The following is a 24,711-nucleotide window of genomic DNA, read 5'->3' as shown; positions in this document are numbered from 1 at the left end:
AATGATGCGGAACTGGAAATGGCATTGCGCTGCGGTAGCCCTGGCGATGTTTCAGGCAAACGCGTGGTCAGCCACTGCACTGGGCGAGATCAATATTCAGATGTCCGGCAATATTGTTGATTTCACCTGCGTTGCCGAGGGCAGCGACAGCGACAAGACCGTCACGCTGGGCACCTGGCCCACGAAACAGCTCAGCACCACCGGGAGCCGCACGCAGCCTATGCCGTTTACGCTGAAGCTGACCGGCTGTCCGCCGGGCGCGGCGTCCATTACGTTTTCGGGTAAAGCCGACGGGAGCAATAGCGGCTTGCTGGCGCTGAATGACGCCAGTACAGCAAGTCATGTTGCCGTTGAGATCAGGGATGCGGATAAAACGCGTCTGGCTCTCCAGCAGGCCAGCCAGGCGGTCTCGGTTGATGCGCAGGGGAATGCGATTCTGTCGTTTTATGCCAATTATATTGCAACTGCCGATAACCCTCAGCCCGGACGGGCCGATGCGGACGCTACCTTCATGATTAATTATAATTAGCACTGACCGCACTCCCTGAAGCTCAGATAAGCTGCAGGGAGTGAATTCAGGTTATAGCAGCTCGTGCGCTTTGGCGTAATCAATTAATTCCACGATGCTTTGCACGCCCAGCTTGGAATAAATATTGGATTTATGCGCGCTAATGGTCTTGTTGCTTAATAGTAACTGTTCAGCAATTTCCTTGTTGGATAATCCATTCGCCAGATACCGTAATACCGTCACCTCGCGATTCGATAATGGCATATCCACTGCCATCCCTTTCCCTGAACCCAAATGGTTTATAAAGTTCAGCGTTTCCGATGGGAAAAAAGAATAGCCCATCAGGATCATCTCTACGGCGTTGTAGATCTCCCCTAAATCTTTTCGCTTACTGACGAAGCCATTTGCCCCGGCGCGAATGGCGCGACCTGCGTAAAATATCTCTGATTTAGACGAGAGGAACAGAACCTTAATGTCTTTGTTTAAGTTTCTGATTCTCTTAAGTAAATCGAAAGCATCCGTGCCCGTGAGTTCAATGTCAAGGATCACCAGATCGATAGGGTGATTGCGGATACAGTCAAGGACTTCATGGCTATCGCCAGACTTGAGCTTGACTGTGATATTCTTATTTTTCTGTAGCAGGACTTCTATCGACATTCTGACGATAGGATGTTCGTCCATAATGATAACGGATGCCGGTTTCATTTTTAATGCCTCAGATTGTTAAAAGCGTTATGCAGAGTTTCGTAAAACTCTCGAAATGCCGGAAGGATATAATGTGCAGATCCCTATACCGTAGTATTTCCCTGGAAAGAGCGAAAGCATCCTTGTTTACGTAATGAAAAGAACTATGCCTCAGCGCGGTCATCTCATTTGGCTGGTGTTGGCAAAAAGATTTTTCTTATTCAGATTTGGTACGCATCTTATTATACAGGGTAAGTTTTTTCCGAAAACCCTGTAAATTAATATCCGCTAATGGGTTTGTATTATCTTCTGGATCTGAATCGCTATTTTTTTAAAATTAGCGGAAATATCCTGTTATCTCATTTACCGCATATTTTCATCTTTATGTAATAACAAAAAATAACAGATATCTCTGTATGTTGATCAGTTGTTAACAAAAAGAGGTATCATTTCAGGGGGTGAACCCGCGAGGATGAGGTTAAAAATTGCCCTCGCAGGCCGCCAGACCTTCATCTGAAAGTGCTTGTGTTGACCCGGATAACTCCGCCTGCTCCACAGGAGAACATGCTACCCGCTTCGCTTTTTACTCTTGGGCGGGGTCGCTAAGCTGCTTGTTTTTACATCATTATCATCTTGTTAACGCCATCTGCATTCACTTAACGGATGGAGGAAAGTGCTGCCGTTCATTCAATTTATGGCATTTCACAAGGTTTACGCCCATAAATTAGGAATAGTTATAAATTCGATTTTATTGTTAAAAATTAACATTTACGTAACGCAATTGGTAAGTAAATTCCTAAACCGCTTTAGGAAATAAGGGGTTAGGACGTGAGTGAAAATGTGCAGTCTGAGAGGTTATTAAGAAGATGCAGCAATTCCTGGCGATGGCTTAGCCCCAGCTTCAGCAGGATGCAGCTGAGACGATAGATAATGCGGCTATAGGGACGATTCTGCATAAGGGCAATCTGACGCAGTGACTTACCTCGTGAGAGCTCCTGCAGGATGGGCCATTCATTGCGCGAGAACCAGTCTTTGTCGGAACCCTGCGGGGGACGGGTATCCAGCAGGCTGTGCTGGAGCGCGGCGGCATTCATCTGACGTTCGAGCACATGAAAGGGGCCTGCCGCTTTGCAGAAGAGGCGGGTGTCGTAATTATCGGCCCGGACTAACAGCCAGGGCGTCAGGAACGGAGGAAACAGGCTATGCCGTCTCAACTGATCCAGTTTCTCAATAAGCCCCGTGGAGCGGCTTTCAACATCCACGACCAGGCGGGCTGAAGGCCACTGGGTCTGAGCGATAAGGGCGTCATCCAGCGTGGCGTAGTCGCAGCAGCTGCTCAGGGGAAACTGCCCGTTGAGAAAACCGGTGCGCAGGTAGTGATCCTCCGTCACCAGAAGGATGAACGGGGCGTCTGTTTTGCGGGGCTGGCTGATGGACTGGCTCAAAAATTCGAGCCGGTCGAAAAAGGGGGGAGCAAAAGGTGAGCGCGTAAATCCCAGTGCATCACTTCCTGTACGCCGCCGCCGGTAACGGCGCACTGTCATTCGCATGGTCTCCCTCCTGGAAATGGCTTTTTAATCCTCCGGCCATGTCCAGGACGGCCAGTAATACCCCTGGCCGAGATCTGCGCCTGCCTGCAGTGCCCAGGTACGATCGCGTTCAGTCTCAATACCTTCGATAAGCACTTTCCCGGCCAGTTGAAAGCAAAGGGAAACCAGTTGCCTCAGCGCAGGGGTGTTGCGTAAACGCCAGAATGCTTCCTTATCTATTTTGATGCCGCTTAACGGGAGTCGGCAGGATAAAAACGACTGCACTAAGACGTCATCCACGTCATCCAGCCAGATTGCGTGTCCCTGTCTGCTAAGCTGCTGCAGATTCTGAACCACAGGCTGCTTTTGCGCGATGGACAGCGCCGTAAAGGACGCGAGGTCGACAATCTCAATATTGAGCGGCGCGCCTGGTAACTGGATAAGCCGCTGAAAAGACGCAGGCTCTGTCAGGACGGTTATCGGCAGATTAATAAAAAGGTTATGACCGTGCGGCGTATTTTTTAACGCGGCAAGCTGTGCTTCAAGCAGCGTTATCGACCAGTCTGCGGACCGATGGCAAAAAAAGTCCTCGCTGCGCCGCGTGTCGGACAGAACGCTAAGGACCTCCACGCCAACCTGGCGCATGGAGGAAAGGGCGACGATGGGCTCAAGCTTAATGCCGACGATGTCCTGAGAAATGTACTGTAACCGGGGCGTATCAATCAGGTTTTGCGCTGTCACTCCATTGTCCTGTTGTCTGTCAGCCTCCAGGCGGCCGGGATACCTGACTCTAGTGTGACGAGCTGACGTTGAGGAAAACAGCAGGCGTTACTTAAATGCAACTAAGCCTTTTCGCAGCGCTAAATTTTACGGTGAAACAGGGGTAAATGTTGAGAAAATAGCCGTATTTACAATCGGCTAGCGGTAATTGCCGTGGAAAACGGAAAAGGCATTGACTCACCTGCCATTGACCGTATAATTCTTCGCGTTTCACCGCCGCGAAGTTCACGCTTCTCAGTGCGCCCTTAGCTCAGTTGGATAGAGCAACGGCCTTCTAAGCCGTAGGTCGTAGGTTCGAATCCTACAGGGCGTACCATTCAGCCTACACCGCTTTCATTTCTTCCTGTTTCCGACAAAGGTCATTCTGCTTCCTGAGTCCCTTATCGACCGTTTATTAACCCTGATATCGCCTTTTAAATAACGGATTAATAAATAGAAGGCTAATTAAAATCTGAGTATTTTAAACATTAAGGTTTTCTTAATCTTTTATTTGGTGCTGTTTTAAAATTAGATTTTTATCATCCTAACCGCCACGCCAGGGATATTTTACACTTTTACGCGTAAACTGGATTGATACTAATTATCATTAGCGTTGTTGTATGCTTTAATCCTGTCCCACAAAGCTATGAGTCGTTAATCCCGTTGGTCTATTAAGGATATGTTCATGAATTCTCGCCTGCTGTCCTGCTTCTCGCTTGCCTTGTTGTCTTCATCCCTTTTCCTTTCCACACAATCGGTTGCCGCCGATAACAGCGACGGTATCGTTGTTTATAACGCGCAGCACGAAAACCTGGTGAAGTCGTGGGTTGACGGTTTTACCAAAGAAACCGGCATTAAAGTCACTCTGCGTAATGGCGATGACAGCGAGCTGGGTAATCAGCTGGTTCAGGAAGGCAGCGCGTCACCGGCCGACGTATTCCTGACGGAGAACTCGCCGTCAATGGTGCTGGTGGATAATGCAAACCTGTTTGCGCCGCTGGATGCAGACACCCTGAAGCAGGTACCGACAGAATATCGTCCGGCGCACGGCCGCTGGATCGGCATTGCCGCCCGCAGCACGGTATTTGTGTATAACCCGGAAAAGCTGAACGAACAGCAGCTGCCTAAATCGCTGATGGATCTGGCAAAACCCGAGTGGAAAGGCCGCTGGGCGGCATCACCGTCAGGCGCGGATTTCCAGGCCATCGTGAGCGCGATGCTGGCTCTGAAAGGCGAGAAGGCCACCCTGGAATGGCTCAAGGCGATGAAAGCCAATTTCGTTGCCTATAAAGGCAACAGCACGGTGATGAAAGCGGTCAATGCCGGTCAGATTGATGGCGGCGTGATTTATCACTACTACCGTTTTGTCGATCAGTCCAAAACCGGTGAAAACAGCAAAAACACCCAGCTCTACTACTTCAAACACCAGGATCCGGGCGCGTTTGTGAGCCTCTCTGGCGGCGGCGTGCTGGCGTCCAGCAAGCATAAAGCGCAGGCGCAGGCCTTCATCAAATACATTACCGGTAAAGAAGGTCAGGAAAGTCTTCGTACCAACAATGCCTTTGAGTATGCGGTGGGCGTGAACGCGGCCTCAAACCCGAAACTGGTCCCGCTGAAAGATCTTGATGCGCCGAAAGTTGAACCTTCAACGCTCAACAGTAAAAAAGTTATCGAGCTGATGACGCAAGCCGGTCTGCTGTGATCCTGAGAGTGAAGTGAACGTCTTATGTCTGGTCTGAGTCTCGACGTCGGAAAAAACAGAGTGCAGGAGCCTGCCCGCAGGCGTCCTGCACTGCCGATGGTTGCGTTAGCTGTATTGTTTTCATTGATGGCGCTTCTGCCTTTGGGTTTTATCATTGCCATTGGCATTGAGACGGGCTGGGAAACCATTAAGGCGCTGGTGTTCCGCCCGCGCGTGGCTGAGCTGCTCAGCAACACCCTGTGGCTGACGGCTTTAGCGGTGCCGCTGTGTATCGTGACGGGCGTGGCCATCGCCTGGCTCACCGAGCGCACGCAGCTTGCCGGGCGGGGGATCTGGTCTGCGCTGGCGGTCGCCCCGCTGGCGATCCCCGCGTTTGTGCAAAGCTACGCCTGGGTGAGCGTTGTCCCGTCCATGCACGGGCTCTCCGCGGGCGTGTTCCTCTCCGTTCTTGCCTACTATCCCTTTATCTATATGCCGGTTGCGGCGGTGCTGCGTCGCCTTGACCCGACGCTTGAAGATGTCGCCGCTTCGCTGGGTACGCCGCCGTGGCGGGTCTTTTTCCGCGTGGTGCTGCCCCAGCTCAAGCTGGCTATCTGCGGCGGCGCGCTGCTGGTGGCGCTGCACCTGCTGGCGGAATATGGCCTGTACGTGATGATCCGCTTTGATACCTTCACCACGGCAATTTATGACCAGTTCCAGTCTACCTTCAGCGGCCCGGCGGCGAACATGCTGGCGGGCGTGCTGGCCTTGTGCTGTCTGGCTATCCTGATGCTGGAAGGCGTAACGCGCGGAAAAGCACGCTACGCGCGCATTGGCGCCGGGGCCGCGCGCGAGCAGAAGCGCTGGCCGCTGAAGCCTGCGGCCGCCGCGCTGGGCCAGCTGTTTTTCATCGTGCTGATCGTGCTGGCGCTGGGCGTGCCGCTAATTGTCCTGTGCCGCTGGATTTGGCTCGGCGGCGTGCAAAACTGGATGAGCCCCGATCTCTGGCACTCCCTGCGCCAGACGCTGATGCTCGGCGTGGGCGGTGCGCTCCTGACGACGGCGTGCGTGATCCCCATCGCGTGGCTCGGTATCCGCTATCCGCACCGTATCTTCAGGATGCTGGAAGGGTGCATCTATATCACCAGCTCGCTGCCGGGCATTGTCACGGCGCTGGCGCTGGTCACCGTCACCATTCATTACGCCCGCCCCATTTACCAGACGGAAATCACCCTGTTCCTGGCCTACCTGCTGATGTTTATGCCCCGCGCGCTCATCAACCTGCGGGCGGGGATTGCGCAGGCGCCGGTCGAGCTGGAAAACGTGGCGCGCAGCCTGGGCAGCACGCCCGCGAAGGCGCTCTGGAGCGTCACGATGCGGCTGGCCGCGCCGGGTGCGGCGGCGGGAGCCGCGCTGGTTTTCCTCGGCGTCAGCAACGAGTTGACCGCCACGCTGCTGCTCTCTCCGCTGGGCACGCGCACGCTTTCCACTGGATTCTGGGCGCTGACCAGCGAGATTGACTATGTGGCCGCCGCGCCTTACGCGATGCTGATGATCCTGATTTCACTCCCGCTGACCGCCATTCTCTATATGCAGTCGAAAAAAATTGCAGGGCTATGACATGCTTGAATTAACCGCCATTTCTAAATCGTTTTCTGATGTGCAGGTGCTCGACAGCTTAAACCTGAGCGTTGCGCCGGGCAGCAGGACGGCGATTGTCGGGCCGTCCGGGTCGGGGAAAACCACGCTGCTGCGTATTCTTGCCGGGTTCGAAACGCCTGACACCGGGCGCATTGTCATGCAGGGGAGAACGCTGTTTGATGAAAACAGTTTTGTTCCCGCCCACCTGCGCCGGATCGGTTTTGTGCCTCAGGAGGGCGCGCTGTTCCCGCACCTCAACGTGGCAGACAACATCGCCTGGGGGCTGGACGGCACCCGCCACGAGAAGCGCCAGCGCGTTGAGACGCTGATGGAGATGGTTTCTCTGGACAGGCAGCTCGCAACCCACTGGCCCCACGAGATTTCCGGCGGACAGCAGCAGCGCGTGGCGCTTGCCCGCGCGCTGGCCCAGCGTCCTTCACTGATGCTGCTGGATGAACCGTTCTCGGCGCTGGATACCGGCCTGCGCGCCATGACGCGTAAGGCAACGGCCGATCTGCTGGCCGAAGCGGGCGTGGCCTCGATTCTGGTCACCCACGATCAGAACGAAGCGTTGTCTTTTGCCACGCAGGTTGCCGTCATGCGCTCCGGACGCTTCACGCAGGTCGGGACGCCTTATGACGTCTACACCCGTCCCGTTGATGAAGAGACGGCGCTGTTTCTTGGCGATGCCGTGATCCTGCCTGCCCAGCTCGCTGGCGGGTATGCGGTGTGCGCGCTGGGTGAAGTGCCGACGGACAACGCGCAGGCGACAGGAGAGGGCAGGGTAATGATGCGCCCTGAACAATTACGCGTGACGGCATGTGCAGCGCATGAAAGCCCGATCTCGATTCTTGATGTGGACTTCACCGGCCAGCTGTCGACGCTCACTCTGGGATTAGCCGGGCAGCATCAGCCCGTGATTCTGAAGACCGTCAGCCAGCCAGGATGGAACCCGGGCACGGCGGTACGCATTGATATTGCTGGCACCGCGCGCGTATTCGAATATTCTTAATATTCGTTAGTAATTTCATGCAACGGGTTGTTATAAAAGAATTTTCCCGAGCGTATGGCATTTCCTGAGATTCTCTACCATGCTCATAAAACCTCACCACAATGCGTGAGGTTTTTCGTAGTTGCTGATTAATCTCAAGGAAAAAGGTTATGAAAAAGACGACTGCTATTTTGTTGGGAACGGCGTTACTGTTTACGACCAATGCTTTTGCTGCTCAGCTGCTGACTAAAAGCGAGTTCAAGAAAGTTGCGTCTCAGTATAAAAAAATCGGTACGGTAAACACCTCGAATGAAGTATCGATTGATGATGCAAAAAAAGAACTGATTGAGAAAGCCGATAAGAAAGGCGCGGATGTCCTGGTGCTCACGTCAGGGAACACCAACAATAAAATTCACGGTACGGCCAATATTTACAAGAAAAAATAACGTCATTGCAGCCACCCCGAAACGGGGTGGTTGTTCCCCTCTCTTCTCACCAAACCTCCTCATGAACGCGGTTACACTTGCCAATGCATGTATAATGCGTATAGTTCTCATTTGCATTTCAGTGAACACATTCTAAGGCCCGACAACGGGTCATTTTTGCGCGCACGTTTAAATGAGTTAACGATGAACAACACCATGATGCACAACACGCTGCTGGCGTTTGCCGTTGGCGCGATGACACATTCCGCCTTCGCGGCTGACGATCCAAAAGAGGACACCCTCGTTGTCCAGGCTGCACCAGCCAGCGATTTCAAACCCGGCGGCGACCAGCTGGTACCGGCCTTCCTTGACGGACAGGTGGCGAACGGCGGGCGCATGGGGATGCTGGGCCAGCAGAACGCCATGGACGTGCCGTTCAACCTCATCAGCTACACCTCGAAGCTGGTGGAAGATCAGCAGGCGAAAACCATTGCCGATGTCGTCGCGAACGATGCGGGCGTACAGTTCGTTCAGGGGTACGGCAACAGCGCGGAGACCTACCGCATCCGTGGCCTGAAGTTTGACGGCGACGACATGACCTTTGGCGGGCTGTCCGGCGTGCTGCCGCGCCAGGTGGTGGATACCCAGATGGTTGACCGCATTGAGATCTTCAAAGGGGCAAACTCGCTGATGAACGGCGCGGCAAGCTCCGGCGTGGGCGGGATGATCAACCTTGAGCCAAAACACGCGGGCGAGCTCCCGCAGGCGAAGGTCGGCGTGGACTATACCTCGGATTCCCAGATTGGCACCACGCTGGATGCGGGCCATCGCTACGGCGACAGCGACCAGTTTGGCGCGCGGGTGAATCTGGTCCATCGCGAAGGGGAAACCGGCATTGCGAACGATCGCCGCCGCACCACGCTGCTCTCAACCGGCCTGGATTACACGGGCGAACGCTTCCGCACCTCGCTGGATCTCGGCTATCAGAAGAAAACCTTCCACGGCAGCCCGACCAGCGTCAATATTTCCGCGGTGGACTTCGTGCCCGAGCCGCCGAAAAACGATCGTAACTTCTCGCAGAAGTGGGCCTACAGCAACATCGAAAACGAATTTGGGATGTGGCGCAGCGAGTACGACATCGCCGACGGCTGGACCGCCTATACCGGTCTGGGCGCGCAGCACGCGCATGAGGAAGGCATCTACAGCGCGCCGAAGCTGGTAGACAAGAGCGGCAAGGCCACGGTCAGCCGCCTCGACACCAACCGCATCAGCGATTCCGTCAGCGGGATGGCGGGCATTCGCGGTAACTTTGACACCGGTTTTGTCTCGCACAAGGTCAACGTCGGCTATTCGGCGATGACCAAAAACGAAAAAATCGCGTGGAAAATGTCGGCGACGAAGGATAACCCGACCACCAACATCTATCACAATACCGGCGTCGATATGCCGGATAGCACTAACTTCAACGGCTCTGGCGGGAAATACAGCGATCCGCTGACTAGCGGGCGCACCCGTACGCAGGGCTGGCTGCTGAGCGATACGCTGGGCGTGCTGGACGACAAACTGCTGTTCACCGCGGGCGCGCGCCATCAGAAAGTGGTCATTCGCGGGTATAACAAAGTCACCGGTGCGGAAAACGCGGCGGACGGCTTCGACGGCAGCCGCTGGATGCCCACCTACGGCGTGGTCTACAAGCCGTGGGAGACGATCTCCCTCTATGCTAACCACACCGAAGCGCTGCAGCCGGGTAAAACCGCGCCTAACACCGCCACCAACTACGGCCAGAGCACCGGTATCGTTCACTCTAAGCAGAACGAAGTGGGCGTGAAGGCGGACTTTGGCCGCGTGGGCGGATCGCTTGCGCTGTTCGAAATCAAAATGCCGTCGGCGATCCTCGACGACAGCGGCCACTACGGGCTTGACGCCGAGCAGCGTAACCGTGGCGTGGAGCTGAACGTCTTCGGCGAGCCAATGCTGGGGATGCGTCTGAACGCCAGCGCCACCTGGCTGCAGGCCGAGCTCACCAAAACCAAAAATGGCGTGAATCAGGGCAACGATGCGATCGGTATTCCGAACTTTTACGCCGTGCTGGGCGCGGAGTACGACATCAAGCCGATTAACGGCCTGACCGCCACCGCCCGCGTGAACCACTCCGGCGCGCAGTACGCTGACCTGGCAAACAGCAAAAAGCTGGACAGCTACACCACGCTGGATCTGGGGATGCGTTATCGCTTCGCGGTGAACCACAATGAAAACCAGATGACGGTTCATGCGGGCATCGACAACGTGACCAATGAAAACTACTGGGCCAGCGTGGACGATTCCGGTACCTATATTACGCAGGGCGAACCGCGCACCTTTAAGGTCTCGGTTGGCTACGCGTTTTAAGCGTTCCACCTCGTTATCCGGGGCAGGGATGCCCCAATCCCTTGCTACCTCCAGCATGAAGTGTTAAAACGTGCCCCTTCTAAAAAAGAGACAGGGGTAGGACGTGAAAGACGCGTCATCCGCTTCAGGTCATGGTAGCGCTGAAGCCTCGTCGGATCAGAATCCGACGCTGCAACGTGGTTTGCAAAATCGACATATTCAGTTAATTGCCCTTGGCGGCGCGATCGGTACCGGGCTGTTTCTCGGCATCGGCCCCGCCATTCAGATGGCTGGCCCGGCGGTTCTGCTGGGTTACGGTATCGCCGGGATTATCGCCTTCCTGATCATGCGCCAGCTTGGCGAGATGGTTGTTGAAGAGCCGGTTTCAGGCTCCTTCGCGCACTTTGCTTATAAATACTGGGGCCCGTTTGCAGGCTTCCTGTCCGGCTGGAACTACTGGGTCATGTTCGTGCTGGTGGGGATGGCGGAGCTGACCGCCGCTGGCATTTATATGCAGTACTGGCTCCCGGACGTGCCAACGTGGATCTGGGCGGCGGCCTTCTTCATCATTATTAACGCCGTTAACCTCGTCAACGTGCGCCTGTATGGCGAAACCGAGTTCTGGTTTGCGCTGATCAAGGTGCTGGCGATTATCGGGATGATCGGCTTCGGCCTGTGGCTGCTGTTCTCCGGCCACGGCGGCGAGCGTGCCACGATCGACAACCTGTGGCAGCACGGCGGCTTCCTCGCCACCGGCTGGAAAGGGCTGATTCTCTCCCTGGCAGTGATCATGTTCTCCTTCGGCGGACTAGAGCTGATTGGCATTACCGCCGCGGAAGCGCGCGACCCGCATAAAAGCATTCCAAAAGCGGTCAACCAGGTGGTGTACCGTATTCTGCTGTTCTACATCGGCTCGCTGGTGGTGCTGCTGGCGCTCTATCCGTGGGTGGAAGTGAAGTCCGACAGCAGTCCGTTCGTGATGATTTTCCACGATATGAACAGCAACCTGGTGGCCTCGGCGCTGAACTTCGTCATTCTGGTGGCGTCTCTGTCGGTCTATAACAGCGGCGTTTACTCCAACAGCCGCATGCTGTTTGGCCTCTCCGTACAGGGCAACGCGCCGAAGTTCCTCACTCGCGTCAGCCGTCGCGGCGTGCCGGTGAACTCCTTGTTCCTTTCTGGTGCTATCACCTCGCTGGTGGTGCTGATCAACTACCTGCTGCCGAAAGAGGCCTTTGGCCTGCTGATGGCGCTGGTTGTCGCCACGCTGCTGCTGAACTGGATCATGATCTGCCTCGCGCACCTGCGCTTTCGCGCCGCGATGCGCCGCAAGGGACGCGAGACGCAGTTCAAAGCGCTGCTTTACCCGGCGGGGAACTACATCTGTATCGCGTTCCTGGGGCTGATTCTGGTGCTGATGTGCACCATGGATGAGATGCGCCTTTCGGCGATGCTGCTGCCGGTGTGGGTGGTGTTCCTGTTTATTGCCTTTAAGCTCTCGCGAAGGTAAAAGCAAAACGGCAACCTGGTTGCCGTTTTTAGTGTTTGCACCCTCTCCCTGTGGGAGAGGGCCGGGGTGAGGGCACCAGACCGCACCAAACCAGACCGCACCTGCCTTCACGCCCGGTGGCGCTTCGCTTACCGGGCCTACAAACGGATTACCTGGCGATAACGCCCGCCAGGGAGCGAATATCGTTCCCGGTCGGGGACTGGTGAATACGCAACCCAAACTCATCCACCACCGCAAAAATATGGTCGAAGATGTCGGCCTGAATTTCCTCATATTCTGCCCAGACCACCGTGTTGGTGAAGGCATATATTTCAATCGGCAAACCATTCGCATCAGGCGCTAGCTGGCGCACCATCAGCGTCATATCTTTGCGAATGCGCGGATGGTTGCGCAGATATTCATTCAGGTAGGCGCGGAAGGTGCCAATATTGGTCATCTTACGCAGGTTTAATACCGACTCCCCTTCACCGTTCTTCTGATTCCACAGGTTAATTTCCTCATGCCGCGCGGCCAGATAGGGCTTTAGCAGTTTCGCCTGAATGAGTTTCTGCTGTTCCTGCTCGTCGAGAAAATGAATGCTGGTGGTATCAATATTCAGGCTGCGCTTAATGCGTCGCCCGCCGGAGGCAGACATGCCGCTCCAGTTAATAAAGGCGTCAGAGACCAGGGCCCACGTCGGAATGGTCGTAATCGTATTATCGAAGTTACGCACCTTGACGGTGGTCAGACCGATGTCCGTCACCGTGCCGTTGGCACCGTATTTTGGCATCTCCAGCCAGTCGCCGAGCTTGAGCATGTCGTTGGCGGAAAGCTGAATCCCCGCCACCAGTCCGAGTATCGGGTCTTTAAACACCAGCATCAGCACGGCGGCCATGGCGCCCAGACCGCTTATCAGAATCGCCGGGGACTGGCCGATCAGCAGGGAGATAATCAATATCCCCACCAGGATGGCGCTCACCAGCTTGATGCCCTGGAAGATCCCTTTCAGCGGCAGCTGTGATGCGGTGGCCATTTTCTGCGACAGATTAAAAATCACGTCCAGCAGCGAGAAGAAGGAGAGCAGGGCATACACCATCACCCACAGCTTTGCGCAGGTGGTGAGAATTTCCGCCGCTTCGCTGCCCTTTTGCAGCCACAGTACCGCCTGAACGTTGACGATTATCCCCTGAAGGGTGAAGGCCAGACGGTGAAATAATTTATTCTGGGTAATAATCTGCAACCACAAATGGCTGCTGGCCTGAGCGCGCTTTTCGAACGCGCGAAGCACCACTTTGTGCAGAATAAAATGAACAATGATGGCGGTAAGAAAAATAATACCAAAGATAATCACTAAAGAGGTGGTGTGATTAATTTCAATGCCTAACTCTTCAACCTGTGCAATTAATTCCTGCATAACGTCTCCTTTATTGATGCAGCCCCATAATGGCGGCTGCGGATCTATTATGCAAATTCACGGGCTTATTTGGTGGCCTGGCAGACCTTCACCACCGGCAGGCACAGGCTATGGCGTATGCGCAGCGTCGCCAGGGCGAGCACCACCATCATCGCCGTTTCCACCATCAGGAAGACGTTAACCGCCTGGGTGTAATCCCCGTGGTGGTTCTGCAGCGCGTGCAGCAAAATCGCGCCAAAAATGGCCGGGCCAAGCCCCAGCGCGGCCTGCTGAAGCGTGCTGAGAATGGCGCTCGCGGCCCCCGCGTCGTCAGGCTGGATATCGCGCATCCCGATGCGGTAGAAGCTGTTCACGATCAGCGCCTGCCCGTAGCCGACCAGCCCGGTCGCGGGCGCCAGCGTCAGCGCGGTATTCTCCATTCCCCAGATGCGGAACGTGGCGATCAGCGCCAGCAGGCCGGCAATCTGGATCGCCAGACCGGTCAGCAGAATGGTACTGGTGCTGTAGCGAGCAATCAGCCGCGGCGCGAACCACGCGGAGATAAAATAAGCCACACCAAGGGCAATAAAACTGTTCCCGGACTGCCACGGCGCCATCCCCAGACCGGTTTGCATGGTCAGCGCCATACAGAACATAAACCCGGACCAGACGCTGAAAAAGAGCATCGCAATCAGTATGCCAAAGCGGACGCTGCGGAGCTGCAGCAGGCGAGGCGGGATCAGCGGGTGGGCATTCTCACGCTCCTTTTTGCGCGCATTCAGCGCCATCAGCCAGGCCAGCGGGATAATCGCGAGAAGCATCGCCTTCAGCGGCCAGGACCAGTGCCACTGGGGGCCGAGCGCCGTCGGAAATAGCAGGCAGCAAAGCACGATCGCCAGCAGCACGGTACCCGGCCAGTCGATGCGTGACGGCGTCTCGCGGCGGGTTTCGGGTACGAAATGGCGACTCAGTGCCAGCACCACCAGACAGATCGGCACGTTGATAAAGAAGGCGTTACGCCAGCCCAGCCCGGCGATGTCCGCCGATACCAGCCAGCCGCCGCCCATTTGCCCGACGATAAACGCAATCCCACCGATGCCGCCAAACAGGCTGATGGCTTTTGCGTGGGCGGTACCTTTGAGCGTGACGTGCAGCGTGGCGAGAATTTGCGGCACGATCAGTGCGGCTCCCGCACCCTGAACGATGCGCGCGGCCAGCAGCTGTTCAATGTTCCCCGCCATCCCGCACAGCAGCGAGGCCAGGCCAAAGCTCGCCACGCCCCACATAAACAGGCGTCGACGGCCAAAGTTATCCCCCAGCTTGCTGCCGAGCGCCAGGCAGACGGCGAAGGCCACGCCGTAGAGGGCGACAATCAGCTCCAGCTCGGTGGCGGTGGCGTGCAGCGAGTGGGTGATGGCGTCCAGCGCCACGTTGGTGATTGAGGTATCAATCATCGGCAGCATCTGGCCGGTTAGCAGCAGTATCAGGCCAGCGCGGCCCGGTGAAACAACTGACGTATTCATGGGATCTCCATTGCGTCATTCATCAGATGGTCGTAGCATCAACCATCTGATAAACGGGTACCAGTTCTTACTTATACTGGTACTGGCACTACCATGCAGGGGGATTTATGGCCTTGATGTCTGAACCCGTCGTTTCACTTCAGGATGACACCCGAAAACAGCTGGGGGCATTTTTACGCGCACGACGTGAAAGCCTCGATCCGCAGCGTCTCGGCCTGCCGCGCAGCGGCCGTCGCCGCACGCCGGGTCTGCGCCGGGAAGAGGTGGCGATGCTCGCTGACGTGGGCGTGACCTGGTACACCTGGCTGGAGCAGGGCAGGGACGTCAACCCGTCCAGCGCGGTGATGGCGGCCGTGGCGAAAGCCTTGCAGTGTACGCCGACCGAAGCCCGGCACCTTTTCGTGCTCGCCGGGTTGCCGCCGGGCGAAGCCCCGCAGGCGGTCTGCTGCGAGGGCATCAGCGAAGGCACGCGCCGCCTGCTCGATACTCTGATGCCGAAACCGGCCAGCATCCAGAAGCCCAATTTCGACATCGTGGCGTGGAACGACAGCTTCGGCCACCTGATGGGCGTCGATTTCAATGAAATCCCGCCGGAAGACCGCAACTGTATTTACCTGTTCCTCACCCACCCCGCGTGGCGCGCGCGGCTCGACAGGCGCGACGACGTGCTGCCGATTTTCGTCTCCTACTTCCGCGCGGCGATGGCCGAGCACCGGGGCGACCCGCTGTGGGAAGCGAAGCTGGCGCGCTTCTTTGCGGTGTCCGAAGAGTTCAAAACCCTGTGGCACCAGCGCAACGACGTGCGCGGCGTGGAGAACCAGCTCAAGCTGTTTACCCATCCCGAGCTGGGGGATTTTACGCTGCAGCAGATGTACTGGTACTCCGCGCCGCGAAACGGGTCGCGGCTGCTGGTGTATCTGCCGGTGGATGAGGCAGGGGAGCGAGCGATGGCCTGGCTGGCGGCGCAGGGAAAATAAGTTTTTTGCGAGACGGTTTCAGGGAGTAAGAACCAACTCTGCTAAGTGGATGAGACAGGTGTAAGTTGGGGTTTAACGTAAACCAGTCGACTGAATCGACATCATTTCGATGAGGTGTTAAGTCGTCTATACTCACGCCATGAGAAACCACCATGTCGCCACTGATGATTGATTCCGCAGATTTCAGCCAAAAATTAGGCCTTATCTCCCGAAACGTCGAACATACTGAAGCGTTTCTTGCGCGAGGCACGGTGGATTTTCACCTGCCCGGATTTATCCTGCCTGAGGGATATCGCCTGTTAAAATCGCGCTACGGCGATGAATATCGTCTCGTGACTACCGACGACGGAAAACCTTATACGGCGTATGCCGTTAAGTTGACGTTTCATAAAGAAATTACCTTTCCCCACGGGGCTGCGACACAGGTTATGGTCTGGCGTACGCCGCGCGCTGTCCATCAGCGGGTAATCAGTGGATTACCGCAATCCTTCTTCCAGTGGGTGCTAAGCGAATACGACATTGTGGTTTCTGACAGCGAGCAAACCGGTGACGGACAGCGGTTTTGGTTACGCATGATCGACTGGGCGTTCAGCATGAATTATCAGATAAGCGTGGCGGACGGTACGGTAGGTGAAGAGTGGCACTTAACGCCGGTGAGTTCTTACGCCGAGCTGGAAGAGCGCTGGATTGCTTTTGCCTGGGGATACGATCGTGAGGTGCATCCACATCGCAGGTTAGTCATCAGTAAAGCGTAACGGGCCGCACAGAGCGGCCCGTTTTATTTAGCACTCGGTCACAATCGTGCTCAGCGGCAGGCGAGACTTCGGCAGCGTGGCGTTGAAATCTTCCACGCTGTGGTGCCCAACCGGTACCACCACCAGGCTGGTGAAGCCTTTCTCTTTCAGGCCAAACTCTTCGTCGAGGATCGCCGCGTCGAAGCCTTCAATCGGCACCGCGTCCAGACCCAGTGCGCCCACGCCCAGCAGGAAGTTGCCGACGTTCAGGTAAACCTGCTTCGCCATCCACTGGTCGTCATCTTTCAGATCCACACGGTGCATGTCGGCGAAGTAGTGGCGGCCTTTATTGTTGGCGGCTTTGGCTTCCGGCGTGTTGAAACGGCCATCGGCCTCTTCCTGATCCACCACGCGCTCCAGCCAGGCATCGTCCAGCGCGGTTTTCGCGCAGAACACCACCACGTGAGAAGCATCGAGCATTTTGCGTTCGTTGAACACGTAGGTGCCCGCGGCGGATTTCGCCACGCGCGCTTTACCTTCCTCGGTGCTGGCTACGATGAAGTGCCACGGCTGGGAGTTGGTGCTGGACGGGCTGTACTGCAGCAGGGTTTTGATTTTTTCCGCTTCTTCCGCGGTCAGTTTTTTGCTTGCGTCGAACGCCTTGGTCGAGTGGCGTTTCAGGGCGACAGAAATGATATCCATAACAACTCCTGGTGATAAAATTCGCCCGCTCGCGGGCGCGAAAGGAAAGCAGATTACCGCGCGAAGCGGTAAAAGATAAGTACAATTCGAGCGCTTAATCTGTTCGTCTCAGACGAACAATCAGACCGGCCGGATCCACTTCTGGTCTTTTTTTGGCAGCTTATCCACCACCAGATTCCAGGAATCATTAATGAGGTCGGTCACCAGTTCCGGCGTCACGTCGTCAGTGCCGTAAAGGGAAATCCAGTGTTTTTTGTTCAGGTGATAGCCCGGTTCAACGCCACGATAAATCTGCTGGTTTAACAGCGATTTTTCCGGATCGGACTTCAGACTGACGTGGGGGCGTCCGTGGACGGTGGCCATCAGCATGAAAATCTTTCCGCCCACTTTAAACACGTCAAACTCCGGCCCAAACGGCCAGCAGTGCTCGGTGAAGGGCAACTCAAGCGCCACGCGCATGGCGTGTTCCTGCAGGGATTTACTGTCCATCGCTATCCTCCTGAGCCAGCCCGCGCCACATGGCCTCAAAACCCAGCGCTTTAAAATCGACGGCGCGTGACGGGTCGCGGGTGGCAAACTCCATGGTGGTTTCCGCCAGCGATAAGAAAAGCGCATCGCCAAACGTTTTAAATTCATCCGACATAAACACCGGGCGCACAGAGCGGCGGCACAGCTCATGGAGTTCGGGGAACATCTCCTTCACCGCCTGTTCCGTTTCGGTGCTTAGCTTTTCGCTGACGCCAATCTGGCGGATAGCCGCATGAGAAACGGGGTTACGAATACCCCAGTCCACGTAGCTGTTCCAGATATTGCGGGTATGCTCTTTGGGAAGCGTGATGGTGCGATCGAGGTTTGCCAGCATGGCCTGGCAGAGATCCTGCTTCAGGTGCAGATAGAGGGCATTTAGCAGATCGTCTTTAGTCGGAAAGTAGCGAAACAGGGTACCTTCGGCGACGCCCGCGTTACGGGCGATTAACGCCGTTGAGGCGGCGATACCTGACTGTGCAAATGCCACGGTTGCGGCTTCCAGTAAGGCCTGTTTTTTATCTTCACTCTTCGGACGTGCCACTAAATTTTTCCCCCTGTCAATTGTAAAAACCCTGATTGAAACACGTGCTTTGACACGCTGCAACGCGGAATGTCAAAGATCGAAAACGTCTTGACGACTTTATCATCATATCTATAATGAGTGCTTACTCACTCATAATCAAGTTTACCCCGCGCAAACTATCGGATGGGGCGCGTTTTCGGGTCTGGATATGAAAAAACCTCTCTTCATCTGCGTGGTGTTAATCATGATCATAGCTTCAGCTGCGAGTTTACCGTTTGTTCTGAATGCCGGATTCGGCCAGCCACCGCAGGGTGAGCAGCTCACCGAAGTGGAGGCCTCTCCCCAGTATCGCGAGGGAAAATTCCACAATACGCTGCCGACGCCGGGCTATAACGGCGACAAAAATATGCTGGTCGCGACGTGGGATTTTCTGACCAAAAAAACCGAAAACGCGCGCCCGGCTCAGCCGCTGCCGCTGGTGAAAACCGATCTTGCAAGCCTGCCGCTGGAGCAGGACACCTTGGTGTGGCTCGGTCACTCCTCGTGGTACCTGCAGCTCGCGGGCAAGCGCATCCTGATTGACCCGGTGCTCGGCAACTATGCCGCGCCGTTCTCGTTCCTCAATAAGGCCTTTGCCGGCGAGTATCCGTGGCGCGCTGAAAGCATGCCGGAAATCGACCTGCTGATTATCTCGCACGATCACTACGATCATCTGGATTACGCCACCATCAGGGCGCTACTGCCGAAGGTGAAGCGCGTGGTGACGCCGCTGGGCGTGGGATCCCACCTGCGCTATTGGGGAATGAAGCCCGAGATTATTGACGAGCGTGACTGGAACCAGTCTGTACGCATCAGCGATGAACTGACGGTGCATGTTCTGCCAGCGCGTCACTTCTCCGGGCGCGGCATCAAACGCGATCGGACCCTGTGGGGCAGCTTTATGTTCGTCACGCCAGAGCAGAAGGTTTATTACAGCGGGGATTCCGGCTACGGCCCGCACTTTAAGGCCATCGGCGAACAGTTTGGCGAGGTGGATTTAGCCATCATGGAAAACGGCCAGTACGACCAGGACTGGAAGTACATCCATATGCTGCCGGATGAAACGGCGCAGGCCTCGGCGGATCTCAACGCCAAAGCCGTGGTGCCGGGGCACAACGGACGCTTCGTGCTGGCGAAACACGCCTGGAACGATCCGCTGATCCAGCTGGCAAAAGCCAGCAAGGACAAAAATTATCGGCTGCTGACGCCGGAACTGGGTGAGCCCGTCCGGGTGAGTGACACCGCGCAAACCTTTCGCGCGTGGTGGGAATAATGTTTAAGCGAGAAGCAGAGGGGGACAGCTGTATGACCATTTCCGCTCAAGTCATCGACACTATCGTCGAATGGATCGACGACAATCTGCACCAGCCATTACGTATAGAGGATATTGCCCGCCACGCGGGTTACTCGAAGTGGCACCTGCAGCGGTTGTTTATGCAGTATAAAGGGGAGAGCCTGGGGCGCTATATCCGTGAACGCAAGCTGCTGCTGGCGGCGCGCGACCTGCGTGAATCCGACGCTCGCGTGTACGATATCTGCCTGCGCTACGGGTTTGACTCGCAGCAGACGTTTACCCGCATCTTTACCCGTACGTTCAACCAGCCGCCGGGTGCGTACCGTAAAGAGAACCATAGCCAGACACATTAACATGTCGCGTGTAGGCCGGGTAAGGCGTAGCCGCCACCCGGCTTTTTTTGTGGGCGCGGTGCCCGTAAGTTGCCCGGTGGCGCTGCGCTTACCGGGCCTACAGACAGTGCGAACGTAGACCGGGTAAGGGGTTGTGGGCACAGTGCCCGTATGTTGCCCGGTGGCGTTGCGCTTACCGTGCCTACAGACAGTGCGAACGTAGGCCGGGTAAGGCGTAGCCGCCACCCGGCTTTTTTGTGGGCACGGTGCCCGTAATTGCTCGGTGGCGCTGCGCTTACCTGGCCTACAGATAGCTTACCACCGGTAATTCACCGTTGCCGTCACCGTACGGCCAATCCCGTAGAAGCACGCCGTATCGCTTGCGCACGACGCCACATACTTCGTGTCCGCCACGTTATTGACGTTGAACTGCACGCTCGCCCCTTTCAGGCTGCGGTTCATCTCGCCCAGATCGTAGCTCAGCATCGCGTCATACAGATCCACCGACGGCACCTTGAAGGTGTTCTTCGCATCGCCGTAGCTGGTGCCGATGTAGCGCATCCCCACGCCCGCGGTAAGGCTCTTCAGCGCGCCGCCCGGAACGGTATAGCTGGCAAACGCCGATGCCATATGCGCCGGAATGCGCGCAGGCGTTTTGCCTTCTGTTCCCGCCACCGTCGTGCTTTTGGTTTTCGCATCGGTGTAGGTATACGAGCCAATCAGGTTGATGTTGTCCTTCAGCGTGGAGTGGATTTCCGCCTCCACGCCTTTCGAACGCACCTTGCCCGCGTTCTCGAACCAGCCTTCGGCGCTGTTATAGGTCGCCACGTTGTCCTGGGTTAAATCGTACAGCGCGAGGGTCATCAGCGTGCTGTCGACCGGCTGATACTTCAGGCCAATCTCGGTCTGCTCCCCGGTGGTTGGCTTGAAGGGTGCAACGCCCGGCGCGCGGTTGGTTTGCAGGTTCGGTTCAAACGAGGTGCTGTAGCTGACGTACGGCGACAGGCCAGAGTCGAACGCGTAGAGCAGTCCGGTTCGCCAGGTGAATTTGCTGTCGTTCTGCTGGGTAACGCTGCCGTCGGTGAAGTCGTTAGTTCGCACTTCGCTCCAGTCGTAGCGCCCGGAGACCAGCCATTCCCAGCTGTTCCAGCTCATCTGATCCTGCAAATACAGCCCCATCTGGTCGAGATTTTGCTGCTCGTCGCTGGCGGTTTTGAAGGTGCTTTCATCCACGTTCACGCCGTACACCGGGTTCGTCCAGTCGAGGTCATACTGTGAACCGCTTCCGCGTGCCAGCAGCTGCTTATCTTTGCTGGTCTTGTAGTCGAACCCGCCGAGCAGGGTGTGGCCGACGCTGCCGGTCTCCAGCAGGTACTCCAGCTGGTTATCCAGGCCAAATTCGTTGGTGGTGCGCTCTTCATGCTGCGCGCGTCGCGTTAATACCGTGCTGTTGGCCGCGCTGCTGGCGTAAACGAGGTAACGGTATTTCTGTTTGATGGCGGCATAACGCGCGTTCTGGCGGAAGGTGAGGTCGTCGGCGAACTGATGCTCCAGCTCGTAGCCGATCGTCGTCTGCTCGCGCCAGGACTGATTGTAATTCGGATCGCTGACGTTAAAGTCGCGCGGGATGTATTTCCCGTCGACGCTTTTGACCGTGCCGTAGGCGGGCAGGAAGTTACGGTAGCCCGCATCCGGATCCTTCTGGTAGCTGGTCAGCAGCGTAAAGCGGGTCAGGTCGTTCGGGTACCAGGTGATGGCCGGCGCAATCGCCATCCGCGTCTCTTTATAATCGTCCACCTGATTATGCTGGGTACGGGCGATACCGTTGACGCGATACAGCACGCGGCCGTCGTCGCTCAGCCTGCCGCCGAAATCAAACGCGCCTTCTGCCAGATCGTTATTGCCGGTGCGGAACTGCACGTTATGGATGGATTCCGCGGTCGGCCGTTTGCTGGTCATGCTGATTAACCCGCCCGGATTGACCTGACCAAACAGGACCGACGCCGGGCCACGCACCAGCTCCACGCGCTCCAGCAGCCACGGGTCAATCGTGCCCGTCTGGGACGAGGCCGTAGCGCCGAAGCTCAGGCCGTCGAGGAATTTCGGCACATAGCTAAAGCCGCGCACGAACACCTCATCGTTACGGTTCGACGAGCCGCGGTACTCGGTAAACACGCCCGCCGAATAGCGCAGGGCCTGCGAGACGGAGGTCACGTCCTGCATCTGCATTTGATCGCGGGTGATCACCGATACCGACTGCGGCGTTTTCACGATCTCCGCGCGTGTCTTGGTCGCGGAGAGCGTTTGGGTTGCCACAATCCCTTTTACCGGAGCGGTGGGATCTTCACTCACGCTCTGCGTCACCGTTATGGTTTCTTCTCTATTTTCAGCCTGAGCCGCCACGCTGGTCGTCGCCAGACTCAGCAGCCACAGCAGCATTATCTTATTATTCTTAAACATTTTTTCTACTCATCCTTGTTTGCTATCGCCATAAAAACACCGTTAAAACGCGCTAGATGATATTGCAAATTATTACCATTTGCATTAGCGTTGGTAACAAATTTCGTCGGGGAACAAGCGGTAATGAAGAGGGTATGGAGCGGATTATTACTCGGGATAGGTGTGCTGCCTGCGGTGGCGGCAACCTGTGAACACTCTTCCCGGCAGGGAGACGTTCAGGGGAAGTTTGATGCCAGCGGTGAAGTCTGTTTTATGCTGCCGGAGCTTGCTGAAAACTATGTTTCAGCCACGCTGAACGGCGTAACGGATGCCCGCCTGCTGGACGGGCAAAACCGCCGCATTCGTACGCTGATTGAAAATGGGCCCGCCGATGGCGAACACGCGCTGCTGTTTGCCCTGCCGGTAAAGCAGAGCACCTCGCTGGTCCTGCACGGCGAAGCGGGTAAACCCTGGCGTTTTCAGTGGCGGATGAAGGAGACATCTGCGCTACCGCGCGTACAGATGCTGGCGCCTGAAAGCCCGACGCTTCAGGCGCTGGCAAAAGAGATTGCTGCCGGAGGGAGTACCGACGCGTTCTGGCAGACGCAGATTCGGCAGGGAACGCCGATGGTGGAGCCGGTAGACGCAGAACACAAGCGCGTCACCTTCCTGTGGCGCGGTGCGCGGGATAACGTCTTTATTCTCGGCTCACCGGCGGGGGATCACGATCCGCTGTTTCGCCTGGGCAACAGCGACGTCTGGTTTCGCAGCTACGTGGTGCCCGCCGACACGGTGATGCAGTACAAGCTTGCGCCGGACGTGCCGGTGATTGATGGCTCTCCGCGCGACCAGCGACGCGCCATTCTGGTGAGCGCTCAGGCCGATCCGCTCAACCCGAATACCTTTGGCGAACAGAAGGCGGATCGCTGGAACCGCTATTCGCTGCTCGATCTCAGCCCGGCGCGCTATTGCTCCGTGCAGGCCACGGCCCAGCCGCTGGTCCACGGATCGTTAAGCCGCCAGAGCATCACCAGCAAAATCCTCGGTAATTCCCGCGAGGTGATGATCTATAAACCGCGCGGCGCGCAGCCTGCACGCTGGACGCTCATCCTCTTCGACGGGCAGATTTATCAGGACGAATACCATTTCGCTAACGTGCTGGACGGTCTTATTGCCCGCCATCATCTTCCGCCGATTAACGTGGTGTTTATCGACAGCCTCGATCACGCCCGACGCGGCAACGAGCTGCCGCCGAACCCGGACTTCGCCGACTTTATGGCGCACGAGCTGCTGCCCTGGCTGCGCGGGCAGGGCATCGCGATGCAGCGGCGGAAAACGGTGCTGGCGGGGTCGAGCTACGGCGGCATTGCCTCATCGTGGGTGGCGCTGCGCTATCCGCGCCTGTTTGGTAACGTGCTGAGCCTTTCAGGTTCGTACTGGTGGGCACCGAAAGGGGAGGAGCCCGGCTGGCTGACGCGGCAGTATCAGCAGTCGCCGCCGTATCCGGTGCGCTTCTGGCTACAGGCCGGAAAGTTTGAAACCACGGGGCCGGGCGGGGGAATTTATCGCACTACGCAGGATTTCGAACAGGCGTTGAGGGAGAAAGGGTATCGCGTCAGCTTCCATCCCTCATCCAGCGGTCACGACTACGCGGCCTGGTGTGAAGCGCTGGTCCACGGCATGCGCGATTTCACCGGCCTACGACGCCAGTGAAAACCAGCGGCGCCAGACGAAACGCAGGATGAAGAATTCGATGGCGCCGAGCGCTAAAAACCACAGGCAGAACAGAATGGTGTAGAGCTGGTTCAGATCGACCATATGGAAGGTCGTCATCAGCTTCTGCGCCAGCACCAGACCCAGCGACGGCGCGGGTAACAGCAGGCAGGAGATCAGGGCCAGCAATAAAATGCCTCCTGCCGTAAGCAGCGATTCTAACGGGTGTTTCATCGTAATGTTAATCGTCAGTTAAAAATGTCATTGTCCGGCATCCCGGAACGTAAAGCAATATCAGCGACTCAGGCGTTATTGAATAAAACGAAGATATTATTTGCGAATAAATGACAAAATAAGACCCGACATTCATATTAGTATCGCGTTATGTAAATAAACGTCTTTATCAGGAAAATAATTTTACAAATGTATAGGTGCTATAT

At 56.4% G+C, this 24,711-nt stretch carries 22 protein-coding genes and 1 tRNA gene; 13 read left to right on the top strand and 10 right to left on the bottom strand.

Features of this window, described 5'->3' with window-relative positions; genetic code table 11:
- Window positions 1-4 precede the first annotated feature (4 nt).
- Window positions 5-529: a fimbria assembly protein gene (gene sfmF / locus V4835_RS18155; RefSeq protein WP_063145737.1), complete on the top strand. Its 525-nt coding sequence runs from the start codon at window positions 5-7 to the stop codon at window positions 527-529.
- Window positions 530-580: 51 nt separating this feature from the next.
- On the opposite strand, the gene fimZ is transcribed toward sfmF, so the two are convergent.
- From fimZ to V4835_RS18140, 3 genes are all read right to left on the bottom strand, one after another.
- Window positions 581-1,213, bottom strand: a complete 633-nt coding sequence (fimZ, locus tag V4835_RS18150; protein ID WP_331413122.1) for a fimbria biosynthesis transcriptional regulator FimZ — start codon at window positions 1,211-1,213, stop codon at window positions 581-583.
- 800 nt (window positions 1,214-2,013) lie between these two features.
- Window positions 2,014-2,742: a helix-turn-helix transcriptional regulator gene (locus tag V4835_RS18145; RefSeq protein WP_331413120.1), complete on the bottom strand. Its 729-nt coding sequence runs from the start codon at window positions 2,740-2,742 to the stop codon at window positions 2,014-2,016.
- 24 nt (window positions 2,743-2,766) lie between these two features.
- Entirely contained in the window at window positions 2,767-3,462 is a 696-nt protein-coding gene (locus V4835_RS18140; protein WP_331413118.1) for an EAL domain-containing protein, read from the bottom strand.
- Between the two features lie 278 nt (window positions 3,463-3,740).
- Here V4835_RS18140 and V4835_RS18135 point away from each other — a divergent pair.
- From V4835_RS18135 to pheP, 7 genes are all read left to right on the top strand, one after another.
- Window positions 3,741-3,817, top strand: a tRNA-Arg gene (locus tag V4835_RS18135).
- Between the two features lie 348 nt (window positions 3,818-4,165).
- A complete protein-coding gene (locus V4835_RS18130; RefSeq protein WP_331413116.1) occupies window positions 4,166-5,182 on the top strand; it encodes an iron ABC transporter substrate-binding protein in 1,017 nt (338 codons plus the stop codon).
- 24 nt (window positions 5,183-5,206) lie between these two features.
- Window positions 5,207-6,781: an ABC transporter permease gene (locus V4835_RS18125; protein WP_331413115.1), complete on the top strand. Its 1,575-nt coding sequence runs from the start codon at window positions 5,207-5,209 to the stop codon at window positions 6,779-6,781.
- A gap of 1 nt (window position 6,782) precedes the next feature.
- Window positions 6,783-7,814, top strand: coding sequence for an ABC transporter ATP-binding protein (locus V4835_RS18120; protein ID WP_331413114.1), 1,032 nt, complete (start codon window positions 6,783-6,785; stop codon window positions 7,812-7,814).
- A gap of 149 nt (window positions 7,815-7,963) precedes the next feature.
- A complete protein-coding gene (yahO, locus tag V4835_RS18115; protein ID WP_063145209.1) occupies window positions 7,964-8,239 on the top strand; it encodes a DUF1471 family periplasmic protein YahO in 276 nt (91 codons plus the stop codon).
- Window positions 8,240-8,422: 183 nt separating this feature from the next.
- Window positions 8,423-10,606, top strand: a complete 2,184-nt coding sequence (locus tag V4835_RS18110; RefSeq protein WP_331413113.1) for a TonB-dependent receptor — start codon at window positions 8,423-8,425, stop codon at window positions 10,604-10,606.
- A 103-nt stretch (window positions 10,607-10,709) separates the two neighbouring features.
- Window positions 10,710-12,095, top strand: coding sequence for a phenylalanine transporter (pheP, locus tag V4835_RS18105; RefSeq protein ID WP_063145211.1), 1,386 nt, complete (start codon window positions 10,710-10,712; stop codon window positions 12,093-12,095).
- A 148-nt stretch (window positions 12,096-12,243) separates the two neighbouring features.
- Here pheP and V4835_RS18100 read toward each other — a convergent pair whose 3' ends face one another.
- Together V4835_RS18100 and V4835_RS18095 are read right to left on the bottom strand one after the other, a co-directional pair.
- Window positions 12,244-13,488 carry a mechanosensitive ion channel family protein gene (locus V4835_RS18100; RefSeq protein ID WP_047648498.1) on the bottom strand — a complete coding sequence of 415 codons (1,245 nt, stop codon included), beginning with the start codon at window positions 13,486-13,488 and terminating at the stop codon, window positions 12,244-12,246.
- A gap of 65 nt (window positions 13,489-13,553) precedes the next feature.
- The gene (locus tag V4835_RS18095) at window positions 13,554-14,990 is read right to left on the bottom strand and encodes an MFS transporter (RefSeq protein WP_331413112.1); all 1,437 of its coding nucleotides are present in this window, start codon (window positions 14,988-14,990) and stop codon (window positions 13,554-13,556) included.
- A gap of 107 nt (window positions 14,991-15,097) precedes the next feature.
- On the opposite strand from V4835_RS18095, the gene V4835_RS18090 reads away from it, so the two are divergent.
- Both V4835_RS18090 and V4835_RS18085 read left to right on the top strand, forming a co-directional pair.
- On the top strand, window positions 15,098-15,967 hold the full coding sequence (locus V4835_RS18090; RefSeq protein ID WP_331413111.1) for a helix-turn-helix transcriptional regulator: 870 nt from the start codon (window positions 15,098-15,100) through the stop codon (window positions 15,965-15,967).
- A gap of 152 nt (window positions 15,968-16,119) precedes the next feature.
- Window positions 16,120-16,722: a hypothetical protein gene (locus tag V4835_RS18085; RefSeq protein WP_331413110.1), complete on the top strand. Its 603-nt coding sequence runs from the start codon at window positions 16,120-16,122 to the stop codon at window positions 16,720-16,722.
- A gap of 27 nt (window positions 16,723-16,749) precedes the next feature.
- On the opposite strand, the gene nfsB is transcribed toward V4835_RS18085, so the two are convergent.
- The 3 genes from nfsB to V4835_RS18070 all read right to left on the bottom strand — a co-directional run bounded on the left by nfsB (window position 16,750) and on the right by V4835_RS18070 (window position 18,472).
- A complete protein-coding gene (gene nfsB, locus V4835_RS18080) occupies window positions 16,750-17,403 on the bottom strand; it encodes an oxygen-insensitive NAD(P)H nitroreductase (protein ID WP_331413109.1) in 654 nt (217 codons plus the stop codon).
- A 120-nt stretch (window positions 17,404-17,523) separates the two neighbouring features.
- Window positions 17,524-17,892, bottom strand: coding sequence for an MmcQ/YjbR family DNA-binding protein (locus tag V4835_RS18075; protein WP_063145216.1), 369 nt, complete (start codon window positions 17,890-17,892; stop codon window positions 17,524-17,526).
- A complete protein-coding gene (locus tag V4835_RS18070; RefSeq protein WP_023334799.1) occupies window positions 17,882-18,472 on the bottom strand; it encodes a TetR/AcrR family transcriptional regulator in 591 nt (196 codons plus the stop codon). The genes V4835_RS18075 and V4835_RS18070 overlap by 11 nt, the downstream gene beginning before the upstream one ends.
- Window positions 18,473-18,662: 190 nt before the next feature.
- Between V4835_RS18070 and V4835_RS18065 the strand changes: the two genes are divergently transcribed.
- On the top strand, window positions 18,663-19,766 hold the full coding sequence (locus V4835_RS18065; RefSeq protein WP_063145217.1) for an MBL fold metallo-hydrolase: 1,104 nt from the start codon (window positions 18,663-18,665) through the stop codon (window positions 19,764-19,766).
- Between the two features lie 32 nt (window positions 19,767-19,798).
- Complete coding sequence (locus V4835_RS18060; protein ID WP_063145255.1) at window positions 19,799-20,140, top strand: RamA family antibiotic efflux transcriptional regulator; 342 nt, start codon at window positions 19,799-19,801, stop codon at window positions 20,138-20,140.
- Between the two features lie 294 nt (window positions 20,141-20,434).
- Here the strand turns inward: V4835_RS18060 and V4835_RS18055 are convergent, their stop codons facing one another.
- A complete protein-coding gene (locus V4835_RS18055) occupies window positions 20,435-22,579 on the bottom strand; it encodes a TonB-dependent siderophore receptor (RefSeq protein ID WP_331413107.1) in 2,145 nt (714 codons plus the stop codon).
- A 123-nt stretch (window positions 22,580-22,702) separates the two neighbouring features.
- Here V4835_RS18055 and V4835_RS18050 point away from each other — a divergent pair, with 123 nt between their 5' ends.
- Window positions 22,703-24,271 carry an alpha/beta hydrolase-fold protein gene (locus V4835_RS18050; protein WP_331413106.1) on the top strand — a complete coding sequence of 523 codons (1,569 nt, stop codon included), beginning with the start codon at window positions 22,703-22,705 and terminating at the stop codon, window positions 24,269-24,271.
- On the opposite strand, the gene V4835_RS18045 is transcribed toward V4835_RS18050, so the two are convergent.
- Entirely contained in the window at window positions 24,257-24,505 is a 249-nt protein-coding gene (locus V4835_RS18045) for a DUF1158 domain-containing protein (protein WP_010428319.1), read from the bottom strand. The genes V4835_RS18050 and V4835_RS18045 overlap by 15 nt on opposite strands.
- Window positions 24,506-24,711: the final 206 nt, after the last annotated feature.

This window comes from Enterobacter cloacae complex sp. CARB60 (assembly GCF_036487345.1).
Taxonomy (GTDB): Bacteria; Pseudomonadota; Gammaproteobacteria; order Enterobacterales; family Enterobacteriaceae; genus Enterobacter; species Enterobacter asburiae_D.
This window is presented reverse-complemented; position numbering and strand designations above follow the sequence as displayed.

Coding starts and splice junctions, on each gene's coding strand:
- sfmF (WP_063145737.1), top strand. CDS start 5: ATGCGGAACTGGAAATGGCATTGCGCTGCGGTAGCCCTGGCGATGTTT.
- fimZ (WP_331413122.1), bottom strand. CDS start 1,213: ATGAAACCGGCATCCGTTATCATTATGGACGAACATCCTATCGTCAGA.
- V4835_RS18145 (WP_331413120.1), bottom strand. CDS start 2,742: ATGCGAATGACAGTGCGCCGTTACCGGCGGCGGCGTACAGGAAGTGAT.
- V4835_RS18130 (WP_331413116.1), top strand. CDS start 4,166: ATGAATTCTCGCCTGCTGTCCTGCTTCTCGCTTGCCTTGTTGTCTTCA.
- V4835_RS18125 (WP_331413115.1), top strand. CDS start 5,207: ATGTCTGGTCTGAGTCTCGACGTCGGAAAAAACAGAGTGCAGGAGCCT.
- V4835_RS18120 (WP_331413114.1), top strand. CDS start 6,783: ATGCTTGAATTAACCGCCATTTCTAAATCGTTTTCTGATGTGCAGGTG.
- yahO (WP_063145209.1), top strand. CDS start 7,964: ATGAAAAAGACGACTGCTATTTTGTTGGGAACGGCGTTACTGTTTACG.
- V4835_RS18110 (WP_331413113.1), top strand. CDS start 8,423: ATGAACAACACCATGATGCACAACACGCTGCTGGCGTTTGCCGTTGGC.
- V4835_RS18100 (WP_047648498.1), bottom strand. CDS start 13,488: ATGCAGGAATTAATTGCACAGGTTGAAGAGTTAGGCATTGAAATTAAT.
- V4835_RS18095 (WP_331413112.1), bottom strand. CDS start 14,990: ATGAATACGTCAGTTGTTTCACCGGGCCGCGCTGGCCTGATACTGCTG.
- V4835_RS18090 (WP_331413111.1), top strand. CDS start 15,098: ATGGCCTTGATGTCTGAACCCGTCGTTTCACTTCAGGATGACACCCGA.
- V4835_RS18085 (WP_331413110.1), top strand. CDS start 16,120: ATGTCGCCACTGATGATTGATTCCGCAGATTTCAGCCAAAAATTAGGC.
- nfsB (WP_331413109.1), bottom strand. CDS start 17,403: ATGGATATCATTTCTGTCGCCCTGAAACGCCACTCGACCAAGGCGTTC.
- V4835_RS18075 (WP_063145216.1), bottom strand. CDS start 17,892: ATGGACAGTAAATCCCTGCAGGAACACGCCATGCGCGTGGCGCTTGAG.
- V4835_RS18065 (WP_063145217.1), top strand. CDS start 18,663: ATGAAAAAACCTCTCTTCATCTGCGTGGTGTTAATCATGATCATAGCT.
- V4835_RS18060 (WP_063145255.1), top strand. CDS start 19,799: ATGACCATTTCCGCTCAAGTCATCGACACTATCGTCGAATGGATCGAC.
- V4835_RS18055 (WP_331413107.1), bottom strand. CDS start 22,579: ATGTTTAAGAATAATAAGATAATGCTGCTGTGGCTGCTGAGTCTGGCG.
- V4835_RS18050 (WP_331413106.1), top strand. CDS start 22,703: ATGAAGAGGGTATGGAGCGGATTATTACTCGGGATAGGTGTGCTGCCT.
- V4835_RS18045 (WP_010428319.1), bottom strand. CDS start 24,505: ATGAAACACCCGTTAGAATCGCTGCTTACGGCAGGAGGCATTTTATTG.